The 23,512-nt window shown below is 38.6% G+C and carries 19 protein-coding genes and 1 pseudogene; 13 read left to right on the forward strand and 7 right to left on the reverse strand.

What is annotated here, in order from left to right:
* Positions 1-109 precede the first annotated feature (109 nt).
* The 7 genes and pseudogenes from H3V01_RS00720 (at position 110) to H3V01_RS00745 (ending at position 9,601) form a co-directional block, all read left to right on the forward strand.
* Positions 110-4,330: an RHS repeat protein gene (locus H3V01_RS00720; RefSeq protein WP_198185672.1), complete on the forward strand. Its 4,221-nt coding sequence runs from the start codon at positions 110-112 to the stop codon at positions 4,328-4,330.
* Between the two features lie 17 nt (positions 4,331-4,347).
* Positions 4,348-4,752 (forward strand): hypothetical protein, encoded by a 405-nt coding sequence (locus tag H3V01_RS00725; RefSeq protein WP_041881217.1) that lies wholly within the window; start codon positions 4,348-4,350, stop codon positions 4,750-4,752.
* An 823-nt stretch (positions 4,753-5,575) separates the two neighbouring features.
* Complete coding sequence (locus H3V01_RS00730; RefSeq protein WP_041881634.1) at positions 5,576-5,872, forward strand: hypothetical protein; 297 nt, start codon at positions 5,576-5,578, stop codon at positions 5,870-5,872.
* A gap of 771 nt (positions 5,873-6,643) precedes the next feature.
* On the forward strand, positions 6,644-7,048 hold the full coding sequence (locus tag H3V01_RS00735; protein WP_198185674.1) for a DUF4279 domain-containing protein: 405 nt from the start codon (positions 6,644-6,646) through the stop codon (positions 7,046-7,048).
* Between the two features lie 642 nt (positions 7,049-7,690).
* Positions 7,691-7,834, forward strand: a pseudogene (locus tag H3V01_RS11300) (DUF6911 family protein); the annotation flags it as partial.
* 247 nt (positions 7,835-8,081) lie between these two features.
* Positions 8,082-8,315, forward strand: a complete 234-nt coding sequence (locus H3V01_RS00740) for a hypothetical protein (protein WP_025330157.1) — start codon at positions 8,082-8,084, stop codon at positions 8,313-8,315.
* A gap of 683 nt (positions 8,316-8,998) precedes the next feature.
* The gene (locus H3V01_RS00745) at positions 8,999-9,601 is read left to right on the forward strand and encodes a hypothetical protein (protein ID WP_198185676.1); all 603 of its coding nucleotides are present in this window, start codon (positions 8,999-9,001) and stop codon (positions 9,599-9,601) included.
* Positions 9,602-9,652: 51 nt separating this feature from the next.
* On the opposite strand, the gene H3V01_RS00750 is transcribed toward H3V01_RS00745, so the two are convergent.
* The 3 genes from H3V01_RS00750 to H3V01_RS00760 all read right to left on the reverse strand — a co-directional run bounded on the left by H3V01_RS00750 (position 9,653) and on the right by H3V01_RS00760 (position 12,928).
* Positions 9,653-10,201: an RNA 2'-phosphotransferase gene (locus tag H3V01_RS00750; RefSeq protein ID WP_198185678.1), complete on the reverse strand. Its 549-nt coding sequence runs from the start codon at positions 10,199-10,201 to the stop codon at positions 9,653-9,655.
* Positions 10,202-10,661: 460 nt separating this feature from the next.
* On the reverse strand, positions 10,662-11,696 hold the full coding sequence (locus tag H3V01_RS00755; protein WP_198185680.1) for an NAD(P)-dependent alcohol dehydrogenase: 1,035 nt from the start codon (positions 11,694-11,696) through the stop codon (positions 10,662-10,664).
* A 482-nt stretch (positions 11,697-12,178) separates the two neighbouring features.
* Positions 12,179-12,928, reverse strand: a complete 750-nt coding sequence (locus H3V01_RS00760) for an amino acid ABC transporter permease (RefSeq protein WP_096766225.1) — start codon at positions 12,926-12,928, stop codon at positions 12,179-12,181.
* Between the two features lie 235 nt (positions 12,929-13,163).
* On the opposite strand from H3V01_RS00760, the gene ribF reads away from it, so the two are divergent.
* From ribF to H3V01_RS00790, 6 genes are all read left to right on the forward strand, one after another.
* Positions 13,164-14,093 (forward strand): bifunctional riboflavin kinase/FAD synthetase, encoded by a 930-nt coding sequence (gene ribF / locus H3V01_RS00765; protein ID WP_096766226.1) that lies wholly within the window; start codon positions 13,164-13,166, stop codon positions 14,091-14,093.
* 90 nt (positions 14,094-14,183) lie between these two features.
* Complete coding sequence (gene ileS, locus H3V01_RS00770) at positions 14,184-16,970, forward strand: isoleucine--tRNA ligase (protein WP_198185682.1); 2,787 nt, start codon at positions 14,184-14,186, stop codon at positions 16,968-16,970.
* Between the two features lie 104 nt (positions 16,971-17,074).
* On the forward strand, positions 17,075-17,560 hold the full coding sequence (gene lspA, locus H3V01_RS00775) for a signal peptidase II (RefSeq protein WP_037475735.1): 486 nt from the start codon (positions 17,075-17,077) through the stop codon (positions 17,558-17,560).
* Between the two features lie 43 nt (positions 17,561-17,603).
* Positions 17,604-18,545 carry a 4-hydroxy-3-methylbut-2-enyl diphosphate reductase gene (gene ispH / locus H3V01_RS00780; protein WP_037475651.1) on the forward strand — a complete coding sequence of 314 codons (942 nt, stop codon included), beginning with the start codon at positions 17,604-17,606 and terminating at the stop codon, positions 18,543-18,545.
* Positions 18,542-19,258: an ABC transporter ATP-binding protein gene (locus H3V01_RS00785; RefSeq protein WP_198185684.1), complete on the forward strand. Its 717-nt coding sequence runs from the start codon at positions 18,542-18,544 to the stop codon at positions 19,256-19,258. Before ispH ends, H3V01_RS00785 begins: the two co-directional genes overlap by 4 nt.
* A complete protein-coding gene (locus H3V01_RS00790) occupies positions 19,176-20,054 on the forward strand; it encodes an ABC transporter permease (RefSeq protein ID WP_198185686.1) in 879 nt (292 codons plus the stop codon). The genes H3V01_RS00785 and H3V01_RS00790 overlap by 83 nt, the downstream gene beginning before the upstream one ends.
* Before the next feature lie 132 nt (positions 20,055-20,186).
* Here the strand turns inward: H3V01_RS00790 and iscX are convergent, their stop codons facing one another.
* The 4 genes from iscX to hscA all read right to left on the reverse strand — a co-directional run bounded on the left by iscX (position 20,187) and on the right by hscA (position 23,424).
* The gene (gene iscX / locus H3V01_RS00795) at positions 20,187-20,381 is read right to left on the reverse strand and encodes a Fe-S cluster assembly protein IscX (RefSeq protein WP_025330168.1); all 195 of its coding nucleotides are present in this window, start codon (positions 20,379-20,381) and stop codon (positions 20,187-20,189) included.
* 80 nt (positions 20,382-20,461) lie between these two features.
* A complete protein-coding gene (gene fdx, locus H3V01_RS00800; protein ID WP_025330169.1) occupies positions 20,462-20,803 on the reverse strand; it encodes an ISC system 2Fe-2S type ferredoxin in 342 nt (113 codons plus the stop codon).
* 72 nt (positions 20,804-20,875) lie between these two features.
* Positions 20,876-21,502, reverse strand: a complete 627-nt coding sequence (locus H3V01_RS00805; RefSeq protein ID WP_025330170.1) for a glutathione S-transferase family protein — start codon at positions 21,500-21,502, stop codon at positions 20,876-20,878.
* Between the two features lie 53 nt (positions 21,503-21,555).
* On the reverse strand, positions 21,556-23,424 hold the full coding sequence (hscA, locus tag H3V01_RS00810) for a Fe-S protein assembly chaperone HscA (protein WP_198185688.1): 1,869 nt from the start codon (positions 23,422-23,424) through the stop codon (positions 21,556-21,558).
* Between the last annotated feature and the right edge of the window lie 88 nt (positions 23,425-23,512).

A 23,512-nucleotide genomic window follows, 5' to 3' on the forward strand; every position in this document is an offset into this window, starting at 1 on the left:
CAAGGGTTAAATCGTGAAGTTAAAAAATACTAAACGTCACAGAAGCAAGTGGCGTTACTCATTGCTCAGGTTTATTAGCATTATTATGTTATTCATGATAATGCCATTTATGGCCAACGCTAAAGTCAGGTTGCCTAATACAGAATATACTGAAAATACCGTAGATATGCGGGTTAAAGTATTGGGAGGAGAGGTAAAGCTAAACCGCACATGGGAAAACGGACGCTGGTATCTCAATCCGGCGTGGGCAGAGCTGCATTTTAAACTAGATCCATTGGATAGTAGCGTTCAAACTATTGACCGAGCAGGTACTATTTATAAACGTAGTGGCACTACTGACCTGTACACTTATCAGCAAGTATCTATCCAAAAAACTGATGATGGCTGGCGTTGGACTGATAAACAGGGACACTGGATTAATTATGACAGTAAAGGGCGGCCACTTAATTATGGTAATGCCAATAACGTTAAGGTTAACTTTGAACTGGATAAAGATGGCAGGCGTAAAGCAATAAAAGACAACAATAATGAGTTGGTTTACAGTCTTGATTATGACAATAAAGAACATTTGATTAAAGCTACTGATCGTAGTGGTCGTAGTGTTAAATATACATGGTCAGGGGATCAGTTAACTAAAGTCACAGATGTTTTAGGTAATGTCTGGCAATATGGATACGATAAAAATGGCCAAATTAGTAGTCGTACTGAACCTGATGGTGGCGTAACTAAAATTGATTATGTTCGCACTGTACCAGCATACGGACTTTATATGATGTACAGTGGAAAAGGAGGTGGAGGTTATTCACAATCATTAGTAGTTAGCACTGATACATCTGATAACAATAAAAAATTAGCCAGCGTTGGTAAAATCACAGCTCAAACTGGTGCAGTAACTGTATATAACACAGATTATAATCGTGTTAATAAACAGTATACGATAACAGTTAATGATCCGCTTGGTATTAAAACCGTTAGTGTTTTTGATGCAAAAGGCAGACCACTGTCTCAGACTGTAAATGGTGAGCTGAAAGAGAGTATCAAAAGAGATATAGCCACAGGTCAAGTACAAATATTGAATGAACGTGGCATAGTAACAACTGTTCAGGAGGATAGTGAAGAAAGACCGATCAAAATTACTGCAGCAGATGGTAGCAGTGAAAGTTATCAATATAATACTAAAGGAATGCTAACTGAGTATATTGATGCGACCGGTAATATATCCCAATTTCAATATGACGATCAGAATAATCTGACTCAAACTATTCTGGCTAAGGGTAAACCGGAGCAACAAATCATATTGATGGAATATGATCAGTATGGTCAGGCTGTTAATATCAAAACCGGTAAAAAACAGCAGATAAAACAGCAACAAACTTATGATCAGTATGGAAATGTTAGTAGTTACACTGATGCTAATGGGAATACCTATCAATTTACATACAATGTTCAGGGGCAGGTAACTAGTGTTAAAACGCCTGAAAATAATATATGGCAAAAAATTTACAATGCTGCAGGTATTCTTGAACAAATTATAGATCCGCAAGGGAGGGTAACAAAATACACAAGTGATGCTTTGGGAAGAATCACTAAAAAAATAGATCCATTGGGCCATGCCACCAGTTATAGCTATCACTACAACAGTCAAGGATGGCAGGTAAAAGTTACAGATGCTTTAAATCAAACTTATACCTATAACTATGATCTGGCTGGGAAACCAGTGAGTGTTATTTCACCTTCTGGTGCGGAGTTTAAACAAAATTACGATAAACAGGGGAGAATTTTAAGTCAACAGGATGCAGCGGGAAACATTACATCTATAGAGTATGGTAGTAAAGGCGGTGGCTTAGATGGACTGGTTGTTAAAGCTAAGTATCCAACTTATACGGAAGCTTTTAACTACAATACTTTAGGATTGATTACTAATATTAATCAAATAATTGATAATAATGTCGGTTTAACGACTAGTATTAGTTATAACGAACAGAAGTTACCGACCAGTATTACCTATCCTGATGGTAGTACTTTCATAACCCAATATAATTCATATGGCAATACCATAAAATCCATTGATGCACTAGGTGGAGAAACCAGTATTAAGTGGGATGAGTTAGGTAATTTGACGGGTGTTCTTAATCCTGCTGGTTATAGCGATACATTCCATTATGACAATAATGGTAACTTGATTAATGAAGACAGATCATCAGGTGATAAAAAAGAATATACCTATAATTCTGTTAATCAATTAATTAAGCAAAAGGATGCTAATGGTAATGAAATCCATTATCGTTATGACCAGGTAGGCAATCTGATTGAAGAAAATCATTTAGTTAAAGGCCAGACTATTGCAGCTCAACATATCAATTATAGTTACAACGATGCTGGGCAGCTTACTAGTGTTAATCAGAGCGGAGATACACAAAGCTGCTTTAATTATGTACTAGACGAACTTGGTCGTATAATTAAAGAAACAATTACTTATAACAATAATAACAAAAAGATAAGTAAAGAACTGAAGTATAGTTATGATTCTGATGGTAATCTAGCTAGCATTACTTATCCAGATAATAGTGTAATTCAATATCACTATACTCAAGGACTATTAAAAGAAGTACAGCTTCCTAATGGCGAAAAAATAATCTGGAATAGCTATAGATGGAATCAACCTGAAAGCATTACAGCTTTAGGTAATAATATTAGTATGTCTTATATGGCATTGCAAGAACCACTTAGCATAAAGGTTACTAGCGCAGACAACAAAATTTTGCTTCAGCATAACTACAAATACGATAATTCAGGCAATATTATTAATAGCCATACTGAAGAAGGTAGTATTAATTATCGCTATGATGTAATGGATCGTTTAACACAGGTTAATCCAGATCAGATATTGCAAAAAAAGGGATTATATGTAGAATCATATAGTTATGATGCAATTGGTAATCGTACTGGTAGTGCCCATCAAACAGGAGAGTGGAAATACAATAGTATAGGTCAGCTAACACAATGGGGTGAAGGTAACCAGCAGACAATACTAAGCTATGATTCAGTAGGTAATTTAATAAGTAAAGAGCTAAATGGCAAGAAGCAAAGTTATCAATATAATAGTATTAATCAGCTAATTAGTATTCATGATGATAATACAGAAAAGGCATACTATCAATACGATCCGTTTGGTCGCCGCATCAGTAAAACCGTCAATGGAGAAACCACTTATTATCTATACAGTGATGAAGGTTTGATAGCCGAGCTGAATCAAAATGGTAAAATGTTAGTGGCATATGGGTATATACCAGATACGGTATGGGGAACCAGCCCTTTATGGCAGACTAGCCTGAATGATGAACAAACCCTGAGAACTGCAGATTATAATTATTTTATAAATGATTATAGGGGTGCTCCACTGCTGGCGGTGAATGCTAGAGGACAACAAACATGGAAAGGCATAGCAGAACCATTTGGTAATACCCGACTTGATCCAAACAATCAGATTACTGTAAATCTTCGTCTGCCTGGACAATATTATGATCAGGAAAGTGGTTTATATTACAACTATGCACGATATTATGACCCCGAAATTGGTCGTTACATTGAAGCAGATCCTTTAGGTATAGAAGGTGGAATTAATCCATATGATTATGCCAATGGTAACCCCTTGGTATATATGGATCCATACGGATTATATAGTTGGGCACATTTTATAGGTGATGCGGCTAACGCCGCGGCTGGATATGGAGATGGAGCTAATAATGATATACCGAAATGGATAAGAAAAAAGCTAGGTATAATTGGAGTTGATGAATGTTCTTTGCTGTATCAGTGGGGATATTTCATTGGAGAAACAATTGGTATAGGCATTGAGGATATATATCCAGGTGGTAGAGCTGCAAAAGCTAATAAAATTGCTAACAAAGTAACTAAAAAAGTAACTGAAAAAGCTAGGTCTACGCTTGTAACTCCAAAATCCCCGCCAGGAACAGCTCAATCTAGAATTAATGTAGCAAAAGTTAATTTAGATAACGGTAAAGAAAGAGGATTTAATTATGCAATGAATAAACATGGTATAGATTCAGACAAAGTTAATAAGAGTAAGTACAATATGTCTAATGATGAAGTAAAAAAACTTTTACAGCAGCCAAATGTAGTTAAATCACCTGTTTTAAATCCTCAACATAAGGGGAGTAACATGATAGAGAGAGGCAAATTTGTGCGGCAGGTAGAAACTGGGCGTACAATTGGAGTTGATAGATATGGAAATCCTGCCTCAAATATAACAGTAATAACTGATAGAAAGGGTAATTTAATTAACACATATCCTGGAGAATTTGATTAATTTTTAAAGGAATAATTATGAGAGTTACATTATATGAAAAAGTAGAAGGTTACAAAATTCGAGATATAGATCTATATACCACTGTATATGACAATAATGATAAATACTTAGACAGAGAAGATGAGTTCGAAGAATTCAACAGATTATGTAATGTAGATGACTGTTCACCTACAATATATGAGACAGTTGAAGATTTTCAATTATTAATGAAGGATATTGAAAAAGTATTGAAGGAGGCGTATTTAAATAATGACAATAAGATGTGTAATCATTTAAAGGAAATATTTGTTCTTTGCAAAATGTGTTTATGGAATTATGACAGATATTTTTTAAAATTTAGTCCCTGGGGACAAAATTATGATTATTATCCATCTATTATTCCAGAAAAATATAGATTGAGTATATCTGATATAGATGATTAATTATTTAAACACCTCAATTAGTTAATTGAGGTGTTTTTATTAATCAATCCATTAAATTTATTAAAATATTATACTAAATAGCATAAAATGGTATTGAATTGGAAATTATTTAATGGGGGCATAGTTAATATAATAAAAAACATACTACTACAGAAACTAAAAGTTTTCAGGAGAAAAGTTAAAAGTAGAAAAGAATGAGGAGTGCTATCTCAAAAAATATCATAAAAAATATAGTTTTTTTATTAAATAAGGAGTTATGATAAAATATCGAAATGGTAGTGAAATAAAGGCAGGAGATAAAATTTTTCTTGACGGATGAATGACTGGGGTTGTCTTCTGCTGTATTGATTTAAGTGAATATACTCCAGACTTTGATTATGATAACTGGATTGATTTGTTTAAAATCGGGGATTATTATAGATCTTACCTTCCAACAATCTATGCTTCAATTGAAGATTTACCGAAAAAGTTGTAGCCGGAATCGTCGTATCTGATACGGTGGATTTTACAAGAGATAGAATATTCGATAATGATAAAATTAGTGAGTATTTTCCCAGAATGTTTAGCTAAAATATAGTTTAATTAAAAGCTCAGCTTATACTTACTGGGTTTTAATAGTTTAAAAAATCTGGAAAAATTATTAGTATTTAAAGGAACTGAAAACTTTTAGGAAGTAAAATATTATCGTAAAAAAAACATGAGCTAAGGTAGTCAGTAAAAATATTAATTCTTTAAATATTTATAAACTACTAAAAAATGGTAGCTGGACAAGGCAACAATACCCACTAAGTATGTCTAGACGATTCCCAAAAAGATAAAAATAATGGATAAAAGAGAAATTTATATAAAGATGCTTTATTGGGCATTACCTCATATTAGAAATCTTCAAACTCATGGTATGCTTAAAAAAGCTTTGGATAAATCCTGCTATTTAGGAGCTCAACTGATACATAATTTGCCATTAAAACTTTTGAATTCAGATTTTAATGAATCTGATGTGCATTTTTTAAATTATCAGGCTAAATATTATTTTGAAATTTGTAATAATAAAATATCACCAAACTATAATATACATATTGAATGTATTAAAAAATTATTTAAATTAGTTCTCGATGAATAAAAAAAATACTTGAATGGAGTGGAGTGGTTCTTAATTCTTAAAAAAATTAAGCATTTAATAAAGCCAATATAAAGTCCCTGTTCTTAAACAGAGACTTTTTTACCATGAGTGATATACAAAAATTTATTTAAATTTCAGTTTTGCTAAAAAAATTATTTTGTTAGGTTTTTCCTTTCAAAGCAAAGCAATATTTTTTTAGATATATATATTATTCAAAATTTTATAAATCTATCTTCTAAAATTATGATGTCAACAGTAATAAGATAAACAAATTTAACTAATAACAAAAATAGTTATATAAACCAATATGACTAAACATACGGAAAATTTCTCCCTATAGAAACCTTGATATAAATTTTATTACTGTGCCTATTTTAGTATTTTGAATTGCAATAAGAAGCTATGTAGTAGGAATAAGCTAAAGCATATTACTGGTATATGGAAAAAAGAAATAAAATTTAGATAAAAGAAATATAGCTACTTTTGATGTGCCAAAGCTTATTGATAATAGTCGGAATAGAAAATGTTAAAATAAATAATGCTTATTGCCGAAAAGCAATATCTGAATTACTTGAACCAGTTTAAAATAAAAGTTAAGGAAAATCTAAAAATGCAAAAGATAATTATTTAAATAAAAGGATTATGTACATAAATTTGCAGTTAGAAAGAAATAGTTTAAATAGTAAATAAATATACATAAATTATGAATATTCAGTCATAGTGAATCTGAAAAATAATATTCTAAATGGGTATTGATGATAGGAGTGTAAAATGTTACAAGCTGAAGTGACTATAGAATTTATTATATGCGGCCCTAATTTTAATCCAGATAGTGTAACCAAATTACTAGGAATTTCGCCTACAACATATACTATCAGGGGAAGTATGAGAAATTGCAAATTTAGTCCGGCTATAGAAACTACCTGGTGTTTACGGCATAGCATAAATTCACTAAATAATCTGGATCATCAAGTGCGTCAGATAATTAATAGGATTGAAAACAAATTAAATATATTATTAACATTTAAAGAAGAGAATGATATAGATTTTATATTTACAATTTATGGTCATGTATATAAAAATGAAAAGCAATCAGATATAAATTTGAAAAAAAATACGTTAGATTTCATATCTGATTTAGGTAGTAAATTAACGATGGATATCGAATTTTGGTAAATCGATATACTAATATTTTTTATACACTATTATAGAAAGTGAATTAATAATAAAAAAATCCTGGTTTTCAAGCTGGGATTTTTTTAAGTGATTAACTAAAGCAAATGAGTATTCTGAATTATAAAAGAGGGAAATTAATAGGATTAGGCACTTTTATAATAACATTAAAAGAAAAAATATCTTAATATAAATTAATATTATAATTAAGTATCAAATTAATCTTATAAAACTGAAAATCAATGAGATAATATGAACATATTGAGAAGCATCTGTGAAAATTTAAAATGATTGAGATAGTAAAAATGAAAAATTTATTTGAATTTAAGGGAAGATTGTCCGGTGGAGAAGAGGATATTAATCAACCTACTTTAGTAGACATTTTTAAAGGATTTTTGTACCGTGTTATAAGAAAAAACAGGCAATCTAATAAAAGAGTTAGTATTGATATTAATAATCCTGAATTAACAAACATTAATGATACTCTAATATATTTGAATCTATTTCTGGTTACCTTCATTTGGAACAATATAAGCAGAAAGGTTTAGAACCTTATAAATTAACTCTATACTTACAAAATCAGAAATATGTGGTGATGTTTGCATATGTTAATATATGACCAGATGATGAGATAAAAACTTTTCTAATCCGACACGCCCCGATATCATGATAGATATGCTTAGTGATAATTGGGATAATAGAACGATAGTCGACGATTTTAGTCTGGTTAGGAGAGCTTTTACTGAATTTTATTTAACAGGTGATATTGATCTTGAAATAGTTTCTTAATAAATCTATTAAATTTATGAAAATATCACAAATATATAGAATAAAATTGATATTCAATTAGAATTATTTAATCTAGTTATAGTTAATAATAATTAAGATAGGGTGTTACTATTTAAATCAAGATTATATATATTGTACAACAGAAACTAAAAGTTTTTAGGATAAAAGTTGAAAGTAGAGATAGAAGAGGAGTAGTATCAAAAAAAGTATGGCGAAAGTAGATGCTTTTATTAAATAGGGAGTTACGATGAAATATCAAGATGGTAGTGAAATAAGGGCAGGAGATGAGATTCTTCTTGACGGAGGAATGACTGGTGTTGTCCTGTGCTGTTTTGATTCGAGTGAATATACTCCTGAGTTTGATTATGATAATTGGATTGATTTATTTAAGACCGGGCTGATGGTAGATTCGGATCAAATAGGTTTAATTTATTATTCTGAGCCGGATTTAGAATTTGAATTAGTTAGTAGAAAAAAATAGTTTATTAATTATATTAGAAATTCTGCTAATTATCGAATTTATAAAGATTCTTCTATATTGGAAAATAATTAAAATTGGTATAACATTCATATATTTCATTATATTTTTTATTGGAGTAAAGGGGAATAAGTGTTATTGATAGCGAGGTTGATAAAAGAGTTAAAGAGATAATCAAAAAAGTAATAATTTTGAATATGATTTAAAACAATATTTAGATATTCTTCCAGAAAAACAACTCAGGAGAGCAATATATAGTCTCAGAAAACTATTATATTTATGCAGAGATTTCTTCAGTAGAAATGTTTTAAATTTATAGTTTATTTGTTTTCTGATGATAAAATAATATTCAAGGTTAACTTTTTTGATTTTACTTTCTATGTTGCTTTAAAGATAGATTTTAATAGTCTTCAAATTTTAAATTGAAAAATGGAGATTCTATGTGAAAGCTGTGACAACTTTTATCGTATGAACAGATTATTAAATCAGTTATTTAGTAAGCAAGATTTAATGAATTAAATTGCAGATATGATTGAAAAATTAAATAGAATTAATTCAGTTTTTCTTGTATCATTTTATTCTATTCTGTTAGTATAGTCACAATAAAGAAATCATTCAGTATATTTCGTCGATTATCTATAGTAATAAGTTAGCGAATAAATTATCTGATGAGGAGTAATAAAGTAATGAGTGCCTTTGATGAAGAGATTCAAATTGAAATTGATGAGATAATCAAAAAAAGTAATAATTTTGGATATGATTTAAAACAATATTTAGATAATCTTCCAGAAAAACAATTAAGAAGAGCTATATATATTTTATCAAGACACTATTATCAAATGGATGTTTCATCAGAAGAAATTTTTAAATTTATAGTTTATATGTTTTCTGATGATAAAATTATATCCCAAGTTACTTTTGAAGATTTTATTCTTACTGTCATAGTAAAGTTAGACACAGAGTATTTTAATAGTGCTCAAAAATATAAATTGAAAAATATAGTAATGGAAAAAATGGAAATTCTATGCAACAGTTGTGACAACTTTTATCGTATGAATACTTTATTAAATAAATTATTTAGTAAGCAGGATTTAATGAATTATATTGCAGATATAATTGCAAAATTAGATAGAATTAATTCCGCTTTTATTGGATCATTTTTTTCTATTCTGTTAGATAGTGACGATAAAGAAATTATTCAGTATATTTCGACGATTATCAATAGTAATAAGTTAGTAAATAAACTATCTGATGAGGAGTTAACTCTATTGAAAAGACAAATTTTGTAAACTCTTCGTTTTTAATAAAATATTGTTTTTAAATATTTATAATTTAGTTGCTCATTTATATGGTTGTAAATAATGTGTTGGTACGGTTTGAACCAGCCATACTCCATTTTCCGCCTGATAGAATTGATATCCTTCCTGATACATTATTAAGGCATATATTTGCAGCACAATAGGGCTGCCATGACGTGTGCCGACTTTTATCGCAGTATTCACATCTGCTGACAGATGTACATAATGGCGGCTCCCTGCGATTAATCCTTGCTGTTTGATTGAATTTATAAATCTTGTGGCTGTACCGTGATATAAAAACTCTGGCGGTTTTTGCGCATTATGACTGATATGGACCTGATCAGTTGAATGTCCTTGTGCTGCACGAATTTTTAAGCCATCTTCAGATATGGTAAATCGTTTTTTATCAATTGTTTTAACAACCACCTCGATAATATCTCTGGTGAGTTGTTCTCTATGCAGGTTTGCCTGTTTGATTAAGTATTCTATATTTACCCATCCCTGCTGATCTAAGGTGATATCTATTGTTTCCGGCTTATGTCTTAGAATATAGCTTAGAAATTTACTGGTTTTGATAATTTTCTCTGACATTAATTTCGTATTCATATGTTCTATATTGTATTAATTTGAAACCATAGCTTATTAAGTTAAGTATTAGTTCATTGGTGTTGTGTTGGCTGATTTTAATATAGTGAATGTATATTAAAAATGAGGAATAGTATATGTTAAAAATATAAGATTGGTTGAAATATAGTTAGTTATGCTGAAAAATTTATGAAAATTTAGGGGATTAATTTTTACTAGGAGGTTAACTTAAAGTATTGATGGATAATGATGCGGTAAAAAATATATGAGGTCAGTAAAATTGTTAATGAAAATGAGTTATTGCGAAACAAATTTTCTTTTTAAGCTTGGTCTGCGTTGATACAACAGCCACCGGATGGTTTTTTATTGATGATAGTAATTAATTGTTTATCGCTTCAGAGCACGTGGATTTTATAGAATCAGGCTGTGGTTATAATATTGCTCAGCCTGATTCTATTAGGAAAGATTAAGGTATCAGTACTGCACGGCCATTAATCTGCCCTTTAATCAATTTATCGTATACTTCCAGAGCCTGTGAAAGGGGGTAGGTGGTGTATTCGATATTTATAATACCTTTTCTTTTCATGTCCAGTACTTCCATCAGTTCAACCCGTGAACCCCAATAGGGTGTACAAAGTGATGCTCCCCATGGCTGATTCATGCAGTGCCAGTCGAGCTTGCCGCCACCCAGACCAACTACTGTCCAGTCGCCGTTTAATCCGACTGTTTGTGCACCCAAAGTCAGAGTTGGCTTATTGCCAACAAAATCAAGTACGACGGCACATTTCTTCACACCGGTAATATGGGTAATTTCTTCGACAATGCTATCGGTATCGCGGTCGGTACGTATTACATAATCCGCACCATATTTTTTGGCCAGTTCCAGTTTTTCATCATTAATATCACCGGCAATAATGGTGGCCGAATATAGCTGTTTCAGGATTTGTACAGCCATATGTCCTAAACCACCTATGCCGATTACGAGAACAAAAGCAGACGGTGTTATTTTGCCGGCAGAACGTTTAATTGCATGATAGGGAGTTAAGGCTGCATCGGAGAGAGGGGCCACTTCTTCCGGGTGCAGGTCATGCAAAGGTACGAGTAAACGACTGGAAGGAACAATCATGTATTCAGCCATGCCGCCATTGGTACCCAGTCCACCGCCGAGGATCGGAGATTCCGACTGATGTTCACAGTAGTTTTCCATAGATTGCTGACAAGGCTGGCAATGTCCGCAACCCCATGGTCCGTATACCATGACTGCATCGCCTACTTTAAAATCAGTTACTCCTTCGCCCAGTTCTTCAACCCATCCGGCATTTTCATGTCCCAGGGTAAATGCAGGAGCACCTGCAGGGATACCACTTTCGATCAGGTGTATATCTGAGTGGCACACACCGGCTGCACCGATTTTAATCAGTATTTCACCGGCTTTGGGTTTTGGTTTTTCGATTTCATCTATGCGGATATCGTGTTGTGCATGTAATCTGACAGCTTTCATGTTTTTCTCTTTTTCAGTTGATAAGATAAATATATAAGTTAATAGTTAATCAATTTGTTTAATTTGTGTCAAGTTATTAGTTTTTATTATATATTTTGTTTAAATCTATAGTACAAAATTTTAAAATGTAAATAAAGATGTATGAATTAAGATATTTTTGATATCTGTCTCCTGATGAGTTACATATTGAAGCTAATCGATAACTGACTGGTGTTATTTATGATGATTAATATTTGATAGCTGATTCAGAAAGATATTTTTCAGCATTGGATTTGCAATTTGAAATAGCTGGTTTGCAATAATATTGATTGTGCCGGAAAACCATATGTAATAAATGTAATTGATTTGACTTTGGTATCAGTAAGGCTATAAATCAGTTTGTACATTGGTGTTATGAGGTTGAATTCTGCTATTTTATAAAATGAAACAGGACGGTTGATTTTTAACCGTCCTGTTCTCATGTTGTTGATTTCTGTCTAAGCTCAGTGCTGATAACCTTTATTGTATTTTTTCTCCAGCCATGAGAAGAACCAGCTTAAGGCGATGGTCATTATCAGATAGATTATGGCAATGGTGTATAGCGGTGTCTCGTAGTTAAGATAACGTCCGGCTGCTGCGCGGGCAGCAAAAGCCAGTTCGACTACGGCGATGGCGGATAAAAGTGAGCTGTCTTTAAGTAAGGTAATAAATTCATTACCAATTGGCGGCAGCATACGGCGGATAGCCTGTGGCAGAATGACATAGCGCATGGCTTGTGTATAACTCAGACCAAGAGAGCGGGAGGCCTCGAATTGTCCACGGTCTATTGACTGGATGCCTGCACGGAAAATCTCGGTAATGTAAGCTCCAGAATTAACTGAAAGTGCGAGTACGCCGGCAATCAGTGCACCGTAGCTGCGGCGCAGTTCGACAGCCAGATCGCCGCTGATAATCAGACCGTCAGCAGGGTTGATGAGCAGTGGAAACCAGACAAAATACCAGATGAAAATCTGTACAAACAGGGGTGTGCCACGGAAAATGGTTACATAGAGCAGGGAAATCTGGCGCAATGACCATACGAAAGCACGCATGGGCAGCCCGCCTTTTTCAATTCGGATAATGCGTGCAAGGGCAAAAATCAGACCGAGAAGTGTGCCCGTAAATGTGGAAATCAGGGTGACGCCGAGTGTTGTAAGCGCACCGTAATAAAACATTTCGCGGTATTCGTAGATGATGTCAAAACGAAAGGCCATTGTGTTACCTAATAAATTTTCTGAGGTGTTGCTGGCTATTGATAGCCTTAGCGTCAGGGTGGCGGCTATTTTAGCAAGAAATAGGGGGATAACTGTATTAAAATTTGTTTGTTCTTGAGAATAAAGTGGATTTGATGGTTGAAACGGCTGGAAAATCCTGAGCAATTGCGCTGGCTAAGGCTGGCTGAAATGTTTACAATGATACGTTTTATTATTTGATTTATTCAAGAATTGTATGCGAGTTTGGTTGGGGAGCGGGCAGCAGCCGGATTGGACGGATGGCACTGCGGTGACTATCGGTAATTTTGACGGGGTTCATTGCGGGCACCGGCATATTTTGATGCGTTTGCGTCAGGAAGCCGGACAGCGCGGGCTTAGTTCGGTGGTAATGATGTTCGAGCCGCAACCACAGGAATTTTTTGCGCAGCAGGCAGGGAAAACTTTGCCGTTTCGTCTGACTCCGCTGCGCGATAAGCTGGATCTGCTTGCTGCAAGCGGCTGTGTTGATGCGGTTTATGTTGTGCGGTTTAATCAGCAGTTTGCAGCTATGCAACCGATGGATTTTATCAGTCAGATGCTGGTTAAGCATTTGCACACGCGCTATTTGCTGGTAGGCGACGATTTCCGCTTCGGTACACGGCGCAGCGGTGATTTTACTTTATTGCAGGCGCAGAATGAGTTTGTTACTGAGCACACGCCTTCAATTGTGGTTGAAGATGTGCGCGCATCCAGTACTGCGGTGCGGATGGCACTGGCTTCGGGTAATCTGGCTTATGCACAGTTGTTGCTGGGGCACGAGTATACGCTGAGTGGTCGTGTGAAGCACGGAGCCAAACTGGGGCGTGAACTGGGTTGTCCTACTGCTAATGTGCATTTACCGGCTTTGCACTATGCTCTGAACGGGGTATTTGTGGTCGATGTATCCGGAGCTTTCGGGCGTAAGCGCGGGGTAGCCAGTTTTGGTAAAAATCCGACTGTGTCTTCAGGCAGTTTACAAAAGCTTGAAGTGCATATTTTTGATTGTGAAGATGATTTATACGGGCAGCGTTTACAGGTGCATTTTTTGCATAAGCTGCGCGATGAGCTGAAGTTTGAGTCGCTGGCTGCGTTACAGACGCAGATTTTTGCTGATATGGAAGCTGCCCGAATATGGCAGGCTGCCTGAATAGCAGGATTATGTTCGGGTGGCCGTAAAATTTATTGAGCTGAATTTATTCTGAATATTAAAAGTTAAATATATTTTAAAGAGAAAGTCATGACTGACTATAGTAAAACAGTAAATTTATTGGATACGCCGTTTCCGATGCGCGGTAATCTGGCCAAGCGTGAAGGCGGCTGGCTGAAATCTTGGTATGAACAGAAGCGTTATCAGAAACTGCGTAAACTGGCAGCGGGAAGACCTAAGTTTATTCTGCATGATGGTCCTCCATATGCAAATGGTGATATTCATATCGGCCATGCTGTAAATAAGGTATTGAAGGATATTATTATCCGGAGTAAGACGCTGGCTGGTTTTGATGCACCATATGTTCCGGGCTGGGACTGTCACGGTTTGCCGATTGAGCTGATGGTGGAGAAAAAGCACGGCAAGAATATTCCGGCTGCAAAATTCCGCGAGTTATGCCGGGAATATGCACGGGAACAGATTGAACGGCAGAAAAAAGATTTTATGCGTCTGGGTGTACTGGGTGACTGGGAACATCCATATCTGACTATGGATTATCAAACCGAGGCAGATATTGTACGTACGCTGGGACGAATTCAGCAGGGCGGTTATTTGTATCGTGGTGAGAAGCCGGTACAGTTCTGTCTGGATTGCGGCTCTTCGCTGGCAGAAGCAGAGGTAGAGTATAAGGATAAGGTTTCTTATGCGATTGATGTGGCTTATCAGTTTAAAGATAATGCTGCTGTGGCGAAAGCTTTCGGATTGAATGAGCTGCCGGGTGAGGTATATGGTGTTATCTGGACAACAACTCCGTGGACTTTGCCGGCCAGTCAGGCAATTTGTGTCGGGCCTGAAGTGGTTTATCAGTTGATTGATACGCCTAAAGGTAAGCTGGTGCTGGCTAAAGAGCTGGCTGAGGCGGCTTTAGCCCGGTTTGGTTTTGGTGCGGATGATACGGCGGTACTGGCTGAAACAGCTGGCCGGAAACTGGAAAATCTGCATTTAAATCATCCGTTTCTAGATAGGGATATTCTGGTATTACTGGGTGACCATGTTACTACCGAGGCCGGTACTGGTATGGTACATACTGCTCCGGCACATGGTCTGGATGATTATTTTGCCTGTCTGCGCTATGGGATTAAGTTGTATAACCCGGTAAATGCTGAAGGGCGCTATATCAGTGATGTGCCACGGTTAGCCGGTATGACAGTCTGGGAAGGTAACCCGGTGGTAATCGACTGGGTTGCGGAAGAAGGTAAGTTACTCTCTAATGGCAAAATTACCCATAGTTATGCACATTGCTGGCGCCATAAAACACCATTGATTTACCGGGCAACCGGTCAGTGGTTTATCGGTATGGATAAGGAAGGTACCGATGGTAAAACATTGCGCAATAAGGCTATGAATGCTGTTGATGTTACTGAATTTTTCCCTGCATGGGGACGTGCGCGTCTGGAGGCAATGATTGAAGGGCGTCCGGACTGGGTGGTTTCCCGCCAGCGTTACTGGGGTACTCCGATGGCGTTTTTTGCGCATAAGGAAACCGGTCAGTTGCATCCGCGTTCGGCTGAGTTACTGGAAGAGGTAGCTAAGCGGATTGAGCAGCACGGAATTGAAGCCTGGTTTGCATTGGATAAGCATGAGCTGTTAGGGGCTGATGCAGATGAATATGAAAAGCTGCCGGATACGCTGGATGTTTGGTTTGATTCGGGCAGTACGCATTATGCAGTATTGCGTCAGCGCCCTGAACTGGCATGGCCGGCTGATTTGTATCTGGAAGGTTCGGATCAGCATCGCGGCTGGTTTCAGTCTTCATTGCTGACAGCTTGTGCAACGGTTGGCAGTGCTCCTTATAAACAGTTGCTGACACATGGTTTTGTGGTGGACGGTAATGGACAGAAGATGTCCAAATCTGTTGGGAATGTGGTTGCACCACAAAAGGTCAATGACAGTCTGGGTGCTGATATTCTGCGCCTGTGGGTGGCTTCTACAGATTACTCCGGTGAACTGGCCATTTCTGATGAAATTCTGAAACGGGTTTCTGAAAGTTACCGTCGTTTGCGCAATACGCTGCGCTTTTTGCTGGCCAATCTGAGTGATTTTAATCCGGAAACGGATGCAGTAGCGATTTCAGATATGCTTGAGCTGGACCGCTATGCTCTGGTATTGGCTCAGCAGTTGCAGGAGCGCGTAGCCAATGATCACTTTACCCGTTATGCATTCCATTTTGCGGTACAGGATATTGTGCATTTCTGTTCGGAAGATATGGGTGCTTTCTATCTGGATATTCTGAAAGACCGTCTGTATACAATGCAGGCAGGCAGCCATGGTCGTCGGAGTGCACAAACTGCGCTTTATCATATTACGCGTAATCTGGTGTTGCTGCTGAGTCCGATTCTGTGCTTTACGGCTGAAGAAGCCTGGGCTGTTTTAACAGGTAATGATGAGGATAGTGTACTGTATCATACTGCACATGTGTTCCCCTCTATGGCCGAGGCGGAGTTAGCCGGTCTGGCGCAGAAGTGGCAGGCAATCCGTGCTGTAAGAGATACAGTTAATGCGGCGATTGAGCCTTTGCGTGCTGATAAGAATGTTGGTTCGTCATTACAAGCTGATGTGGCTATTCGTGTGCCGGCGGAAATTCTGCCTTTTATTACGGCAATTGGTGATGAGTTACGCTTTGTGCTGATGGTTGCCAAGGTTACTGTTGAACAGGGTGATGAGCTGTCGGCTACGGTCACTGTTGATCAGGGTACTAAGTGTGAACGTTGCTGGCATTATACAAATGATGTGGGTTCTGACCCGAAACACCCGACAATCTGCGGTCGTTGTGCACTTAATATCGACGGTGTCGGTGAACAGCGGTTATATGCTTGATGCGGGTTAATGATTTTAATATTGCCGGTTATTTTGGCATGATTTGAATGATTCAGGCGTAATTGGTTTGGCCGGTTACGCCTGTTTGGTTTTTAGGGAAGGCTATGCTGAGTAAAAAATTGTTTTTATATGGTGCAATTATTATTGCGGGACTGATAGCTGATCAGTTAACAAAATATCTGGTTTTATGCCATATTCAATATCTGGAAAGAATTACGGTAATACCGGGTTTTTTTGATCTCACACTGACATATAACCCCGGCGCGGCGTTCAGTTTTCTTGCAGATGCCGGAGGCTGGCAAAAATTCTTTTTTATGGGACTGGCTCTGGTGATTTGTGTTTATCTGTTGCGTGCAATTATCCGTGATGAATTCGCAAAGCTGGGTAAAGTTGCTGCAGCCATGATTATAGGAGGGGCCGCAGGTAATGTAACAGACCGGCTGGTGCACGGGCATGTGGTTGATTTTCTATTGTTCTACTACCATAATTGGTTTTATCCGGCATTTAATGTTGCTGATAGCCTGATTTGTGTCGGTGCGGTGTTGCTGGTGCTGGAAAGTATTTTCCATCAGAAGAAAAAGGCGGTCTGATTGATTCGTCTGTGATGAATTCAGCCAGGTAACGGGATGTTTAATGAGTGACAAAAAGATTTTACTGGCCAATCCGCGTGGATTCTGTGCCGGTGTAGACCGTGCTATCAGTATTGTAGAACGGGCACTGGAAGAGTATGGTGCTCCGATTTATGTACGGCATGAAGTAGTACACAATAAGTTTGTGGTTGATAATCTGCGCAATAAGGGTGCGGTATTTATCGAAAATCTGGATGATGTGCCTCCTGATGCGACGCTGATTTATTCTGCTCATGGTGTATCTCAGGCTGTACAGCAGGAAGCAGTTGCACGCGGCTTTCGTATTTTTGATGCTACGTGTCCTCTGGTAACTAAGGTTCACCGGCAGGTATCACGGCTGGATGAACAGGGTTATCAGATTATTATGATTGGTCATAAAGGCCATCCTGAAGTTGAAGGAACGATGGGGCAATTGCCGCCGGGTGTGATGTTGCTGGTGGAAACAGTTGCTGATGTGGCAAGTTTACAGGTCCGCAATGAAGAAAAGCTGGCGCATGTGAGCCAGACAACGCTTTCGGTTGATGAAACCAGCGGTATTATTGCCGCTTTAAAACAGCGTTTTCCTCACATTAAAAGTCCGCATAAAGAGGATATTTGTTATGCAACCACCAATCGTCAGGATGCAGTGAAAAAACTGGCTGCTACCTGTGATGTGGTGATTGTGGTGGGATCTCCTAATAGTTCGAACAGTAATCGTTTGCGTGAAGTGGCAGCATTACTGGGTGTTGATGCCTATATGGTTGACAATGCCGGCTGTCTGCAAACACAGTGGTTCAGTGGTAAGCATCAGGTTGGTATTACAGCCGGTGCTTCAGCACCTGAGGTACTGGTGAATGATGTTGTACAAACTATTGTTTCCTGGGGATACCCGACAGTTACCGAAGGTGCTGGTGTGGAGGAAAATATTATGTTTGTTCTACCGAAAGAACTGCGTGGCTCATCATGAATACGCCGATTTTATCCGGTGAGTGTGTGTGTCAGCGTGCCCATGATGATGGCAGGATGTTATTACAGGATATCGATTTTCAGCTCTGGGCTGGAGCACGTGTGGCAATCAGCGGTGCATCTGGGGCAGGAAAATCGGTTTTTTTACGTACGATTTCTCTGCTGGATTTACCAGCTTCGGGCACGCTGTATTGTCATAATCAGCCGGTTCGTCTGAATGCACACTGTATTGCACAGCATCGCAGCCAGATCGCGTATGTACGGCAGCAGGCGGTTCTGATTCCGGGTACAGTGCGTGATAATCTGTTTTTACCTTTTACTTTGCATCATTATCAGCATAAAAAATTTCAGCTGGATGATGTACAGCGGGTGTTAGAGAGTCTGGGTAAAGATGGTAATTTTCTGGAGCGGGATGCAACGGATTTATCCGGAGGAGAGGCTCAGCTGGTGTGTCTGTTGCGTATATTGCAATTAAATCCGCCGGTTTTGCTGCTGGATGAGCCAACGGCTTCTCTGGATGAAGATTCGGCACAGGCCGTACAAAAGTTGGTCGGTCAATGGCAGGAAGATAATCCTCAGGCTGCCTATATTTGGATTTCACATAGTGAGCAGCAGATTAATCAGGTAGGTGATGAAATCTGGTATCTGGATGCCGGACGGATTACTCACACCAGAAAATCATCACGGGCGGGAGGCAATAATGCAGGGAACTAATTATATTAGTGTTGCAGAACTGGCTCTGGCTTCATTGCTGATTCTGGTGAGTGCCGGTGTTTCATTATGGCTGAAGCTTGGATTGACAAAACGTATTTTGATTTCAGCAGTTCGGGCTATTGTGCAGCTGTCCGTTGTGGGTTTGTTATTAAAATGGATATTTGCCTCTAATCAATGGTACTGGGTACTGTTGATAATTGTTGTTATGACTGTGATTGCCGGTTTTTCTGCGCGTTCACGGGGCAGTTATGTATATCGTGGTCTGACCCGTGATGCTTTATCATCTGTATGGCTGGCTTCGTGGTTAAGTGCTGCTGTGGGATTATATGCGGTACTGCATATCCGCCCATGGTATTCACCGCAGTATGTGATTCCCCTTCTGGGGATGGTATTGGGTAATTGTCTGACAGCTGTAGCATTGTGTCTAGACCGTTTAACACAGGATTTACGTCAGCAGCAGGCTCGTGTAGAAGTGATGCTGTCTATGGGCGCTACAGGCTGGGAGGCTTATCGGGATACTGCGCGTTCAGCGGTAGTAGCAGGGATGTTGCCAACAATTAATCAGTTGAGTGTAGTGGGGTTGGTAAGCTTGCCGGGTATGATTACCGGGCAGATTCTGGCCGGTGCCTCTCCTGATCAGGCAATCAGGTTTCAACTATTCACTATGTTTCTGATTTGTGCCGGTTCTGCCGGTGGTTGCTTATTATGTGCGGTTTTTGTTTACCGGCATGTATTTAATCGTTGCTGGCAATTTTGCAGTTGGCGCTTGCGACGCAGAAAAACTGATAAGATTTAGTGATTTAATTTATATATTAAACAAACCGGTTGCCTATAGAAGTTGGCAACCGGTTTGTTTCAGTTATAAGCCGGACATCATCTGTAACATCATTATTTGTACGGATATTCTGATAAGTTTAGATGACTAAATTCAGGCAATTTCATCAATCCATGCCTGCTGAACCGCTTCGAGTATGCGCTCGCCGCAGTGCTCAGGGTTGTCATCAAATTCTGGTAAAGCCAGTATCAGATCACGCAGCTGGGTAAAGCGGATGTTAGTAGGGTTGATGTCTTCGTAGCGGTCGGCCAGTTCTTCGGCGATTCGGTGTATATCAGTCCATTTCATGGTTTAAGCCTGCACTTAATTAGATAATTAAAAAATATTATTAAATCAATCGGTTTAGAGAGTATTCTTATCAAGTAAGGTTAATGCTCTTCACGTGCATGATTGATGGTATATTTTGGAATTTCGATGGTAACATCACTATCAGCCAGACGCGCCTGACAGCTCAGGCGTGAATCGGCTTCCAGCCCCCATGCCTGATCAAGTAAATCTTCTTCCTGTTCAGTCGGTTCAGGCAGGCTATCATATCCTTTGCGGATAAGAACGTGACAGGTTGTGCAGGCGCAGGATTTTTCGCAGGCGTGTTCAATTTCAATATCATGCTCAAGTAATGCATCACAAATACTGGTTCCTGTGGGAATGTCACTTAAAACTTTACCTTCAGGACAGAGTTGAGGATGGGGCAGTACAGTAATTTTGGGCATGGTAATTCCGTGTTTCTAAATAAAGCAGGCGTGTCCGGTTTTAAAATAAAACCATTCACGCCGAATATGTTATTAAATTATACCTTGTACTTTCAGTACGGTGGATACACCGGTATCAGCACTTACGCGCTGATAGAATTTACTCAGATTATGATATGCGCTCAGATCAATGTTACATCTTTTTGTCCAATGTGCTTCTATAAAAATGTAAACATCTGCAATAGTGATATTATCGCCAGTCAGGTAATCCTGCTGAGCAAGAATATTATCAACTAAGGAAAATAAATTTTTCAGAGCAGAACTAGCATAGGCCTTCAGATTCTCCTGTGCTTTTTCATCATCTACCATGCGAGCTGCATAGAAATAAGGTTTAAAGCTCATGTGTAAATCAGAATTGGCAAAGGCCAGCCATTGGCGGGCCAGGGCTCGTGCTTTGGGATCATGTTGTGCTGTAACGCCATAGATACCTTTATCCGGTGCAAGATCATTGATGTAATCAATGATTGCCACATTCTGACGCAGTGCCCAGTTGCCGTCAGTCAGTAATGGTACTTGCCCCTGAGGGTTCAGTGCCAAATATTCCGGCGATTTGATTGTGTCGCGGCCTACCTCTTCAGCGGTATATTCAAGTCCGCTCCATTCTAGTGCCACATGCGGTATAAATGCACAGGTGTTTGGTATGTAATATAGCTTTAACATGATGTTATCTCCATCGTATCGGCAGACAGTTCAATTTGTCTGCATTTGAAATATCAGATTTCTCTGACGTTTTTACCTTGTAAAGCACGTTGGATATTGCGGTTCATGCGTTTGGCAGCAAATTCATCAGTTGCGTGATTCAATGCATGAATAGCATCACGAATATCCTGAGCATCTCCTTGCTGGATTTGTTGTTGGGTGTGTTCCAGTGCAGTTTGAATAGTCTGTTGTTCATCATTGCTAAGTAAGTCAGCATCCATAGACAGTGCATTGGTGACCGCCGCAATGATGCTTTCTGCTTCTACTGTGGCTTCTGTACGGGCACGTTGTCTGGCATCGGTTTGTGCATGAGTAAAACTGTCTTTCAGCATTTGGGTAATAACGCTATCGTCAAGTCCGTACGAAGGTTTTACTTCAATATGAGCCTGTGCTCCTGTGGTTTGTTCGCGGGCAGAAACAGAAAGCAGACCATCGGCATCAACCTGAAATGTTACCCGTATGCGTGCTGCTCCGGCGGCCATCGGCGGGATACCGCGGAGTGTGAATTGTGCCAGACTGCGGCAGTCTGCGACTAATTCACGCTCACCCTGTACAACATGAATCATCATGGCTGTTTGCCCGTCTTTAAAGGTTGTAAAATCCTGAGCGCGTGCTGTAGGTAGGGTACTGTTGCGCGGGATAACCTTTTCAACCAGTCCGCCATAAGTTTCCAGTCCGAGTGATAACGGGGTTACATCCAGTAACAGCCATTCATCATCATTTTTATTACCAGCCAGTACATTGGCCTGCATCGCAGCTCCCAATGCTACAACCTCATCCGGATTAAGGTTATTCAGCGGAGTCTGACCAAAGAAAGTGGCTACAGCCTGCTGTACATGCAGCATGCGCGTAGCTCCGCCTACCATAATTACCCCTTTTATCTCACTTTTACTGATGCCGGCATCGCGCATTGCCTGTTTAACCGGTTCCAGTGTTTTGGCTACCAGAGGCTGAGTTAGCTGATGAAAGGTGTCACGGCTGATATCAGTGAGGATTTTTTGTCCGTTAGAAAGAGTGGCGGCAATGGTGGTTGAAGTTTCACTTGTCAGAGCTTCTTTGGCTGCACGTGAAAGTGATTGTAATAATGCGCTATCCTGTGCATTTAACTGTGATAATTTATTCTGTTCCAGCAACCAGCAAAACAAACGCTGGTCGAAATCGTCACCACCCAGAGCACTGTTACCGTTTGTTGCTTTTACTTCAAACAGACCGCGGCTTAAGGTTAAAACTGAAACATCAAATGTTCCGCCGCCAAGATCATAAACGATAAATGTTCCTTCAGCGGCATTGTCCAGACCATAAGCAATTGCAGCTGCGGTGGGTTCATTCAGTAAGCGTAAAACATGCAGACCGGCCAGACGGGCAGCATCTTTGGTTGCCTGGCGCTGTGCATCGTCAAAATAGGCCGGTACGGTAATCACTGCGCCGGCAAGTTCACCACCGAGTGTGTTTTCTGCACGGGTTTTCAAAACACGGAGAATATCTGCAGAGACATCTATCGGGGTTTTATTTCCTGCACGGGTGTGAATGCTGATAATGCGTTCATCATTAGTAAAATGATAGGGCAGATAACGGGTTTCAGACTGATTTTTGATATCTTCAAGAGTACGGCCAATCAGACGTTTAGCTGAACTGATGGTGTTGGCCGGATCGATACGTTGTGCTTTTAATGCATCTGTGCCTACTTCCGGTACGCTATCCTGCTGGTAGCGGACAACAGAGGGCAGGGTAATCCTTCCCTGTTCGTCTGCAAGACATTCGGCATAACCACTGCGTACAGTTGCAACTAAGCTATTAGTTGTGCCTAAGTCAATGCCTACAGCACGACGATGTTCATGCGGTACAGCGGAAAGGCCGGGTTCGGCAATTTGCAATAAAGCCATAATCTGAATTTAGTCCTGATTTCTTAAATATTACTTAATACTTCGATTTTTTTATCAAAGCATATCTCTGATACATTGATTCTGATGA

Source organism: Snodgrassella sp. M0351 (assembly GCF_016100575.1).
Taxonomy (GTDB): Bacteria; Pseudomonadota; Gammaproteobacteria; order Burkholderiales; family Neisseriaceae; genus Snodgrassella; species Snodgrassella alvi.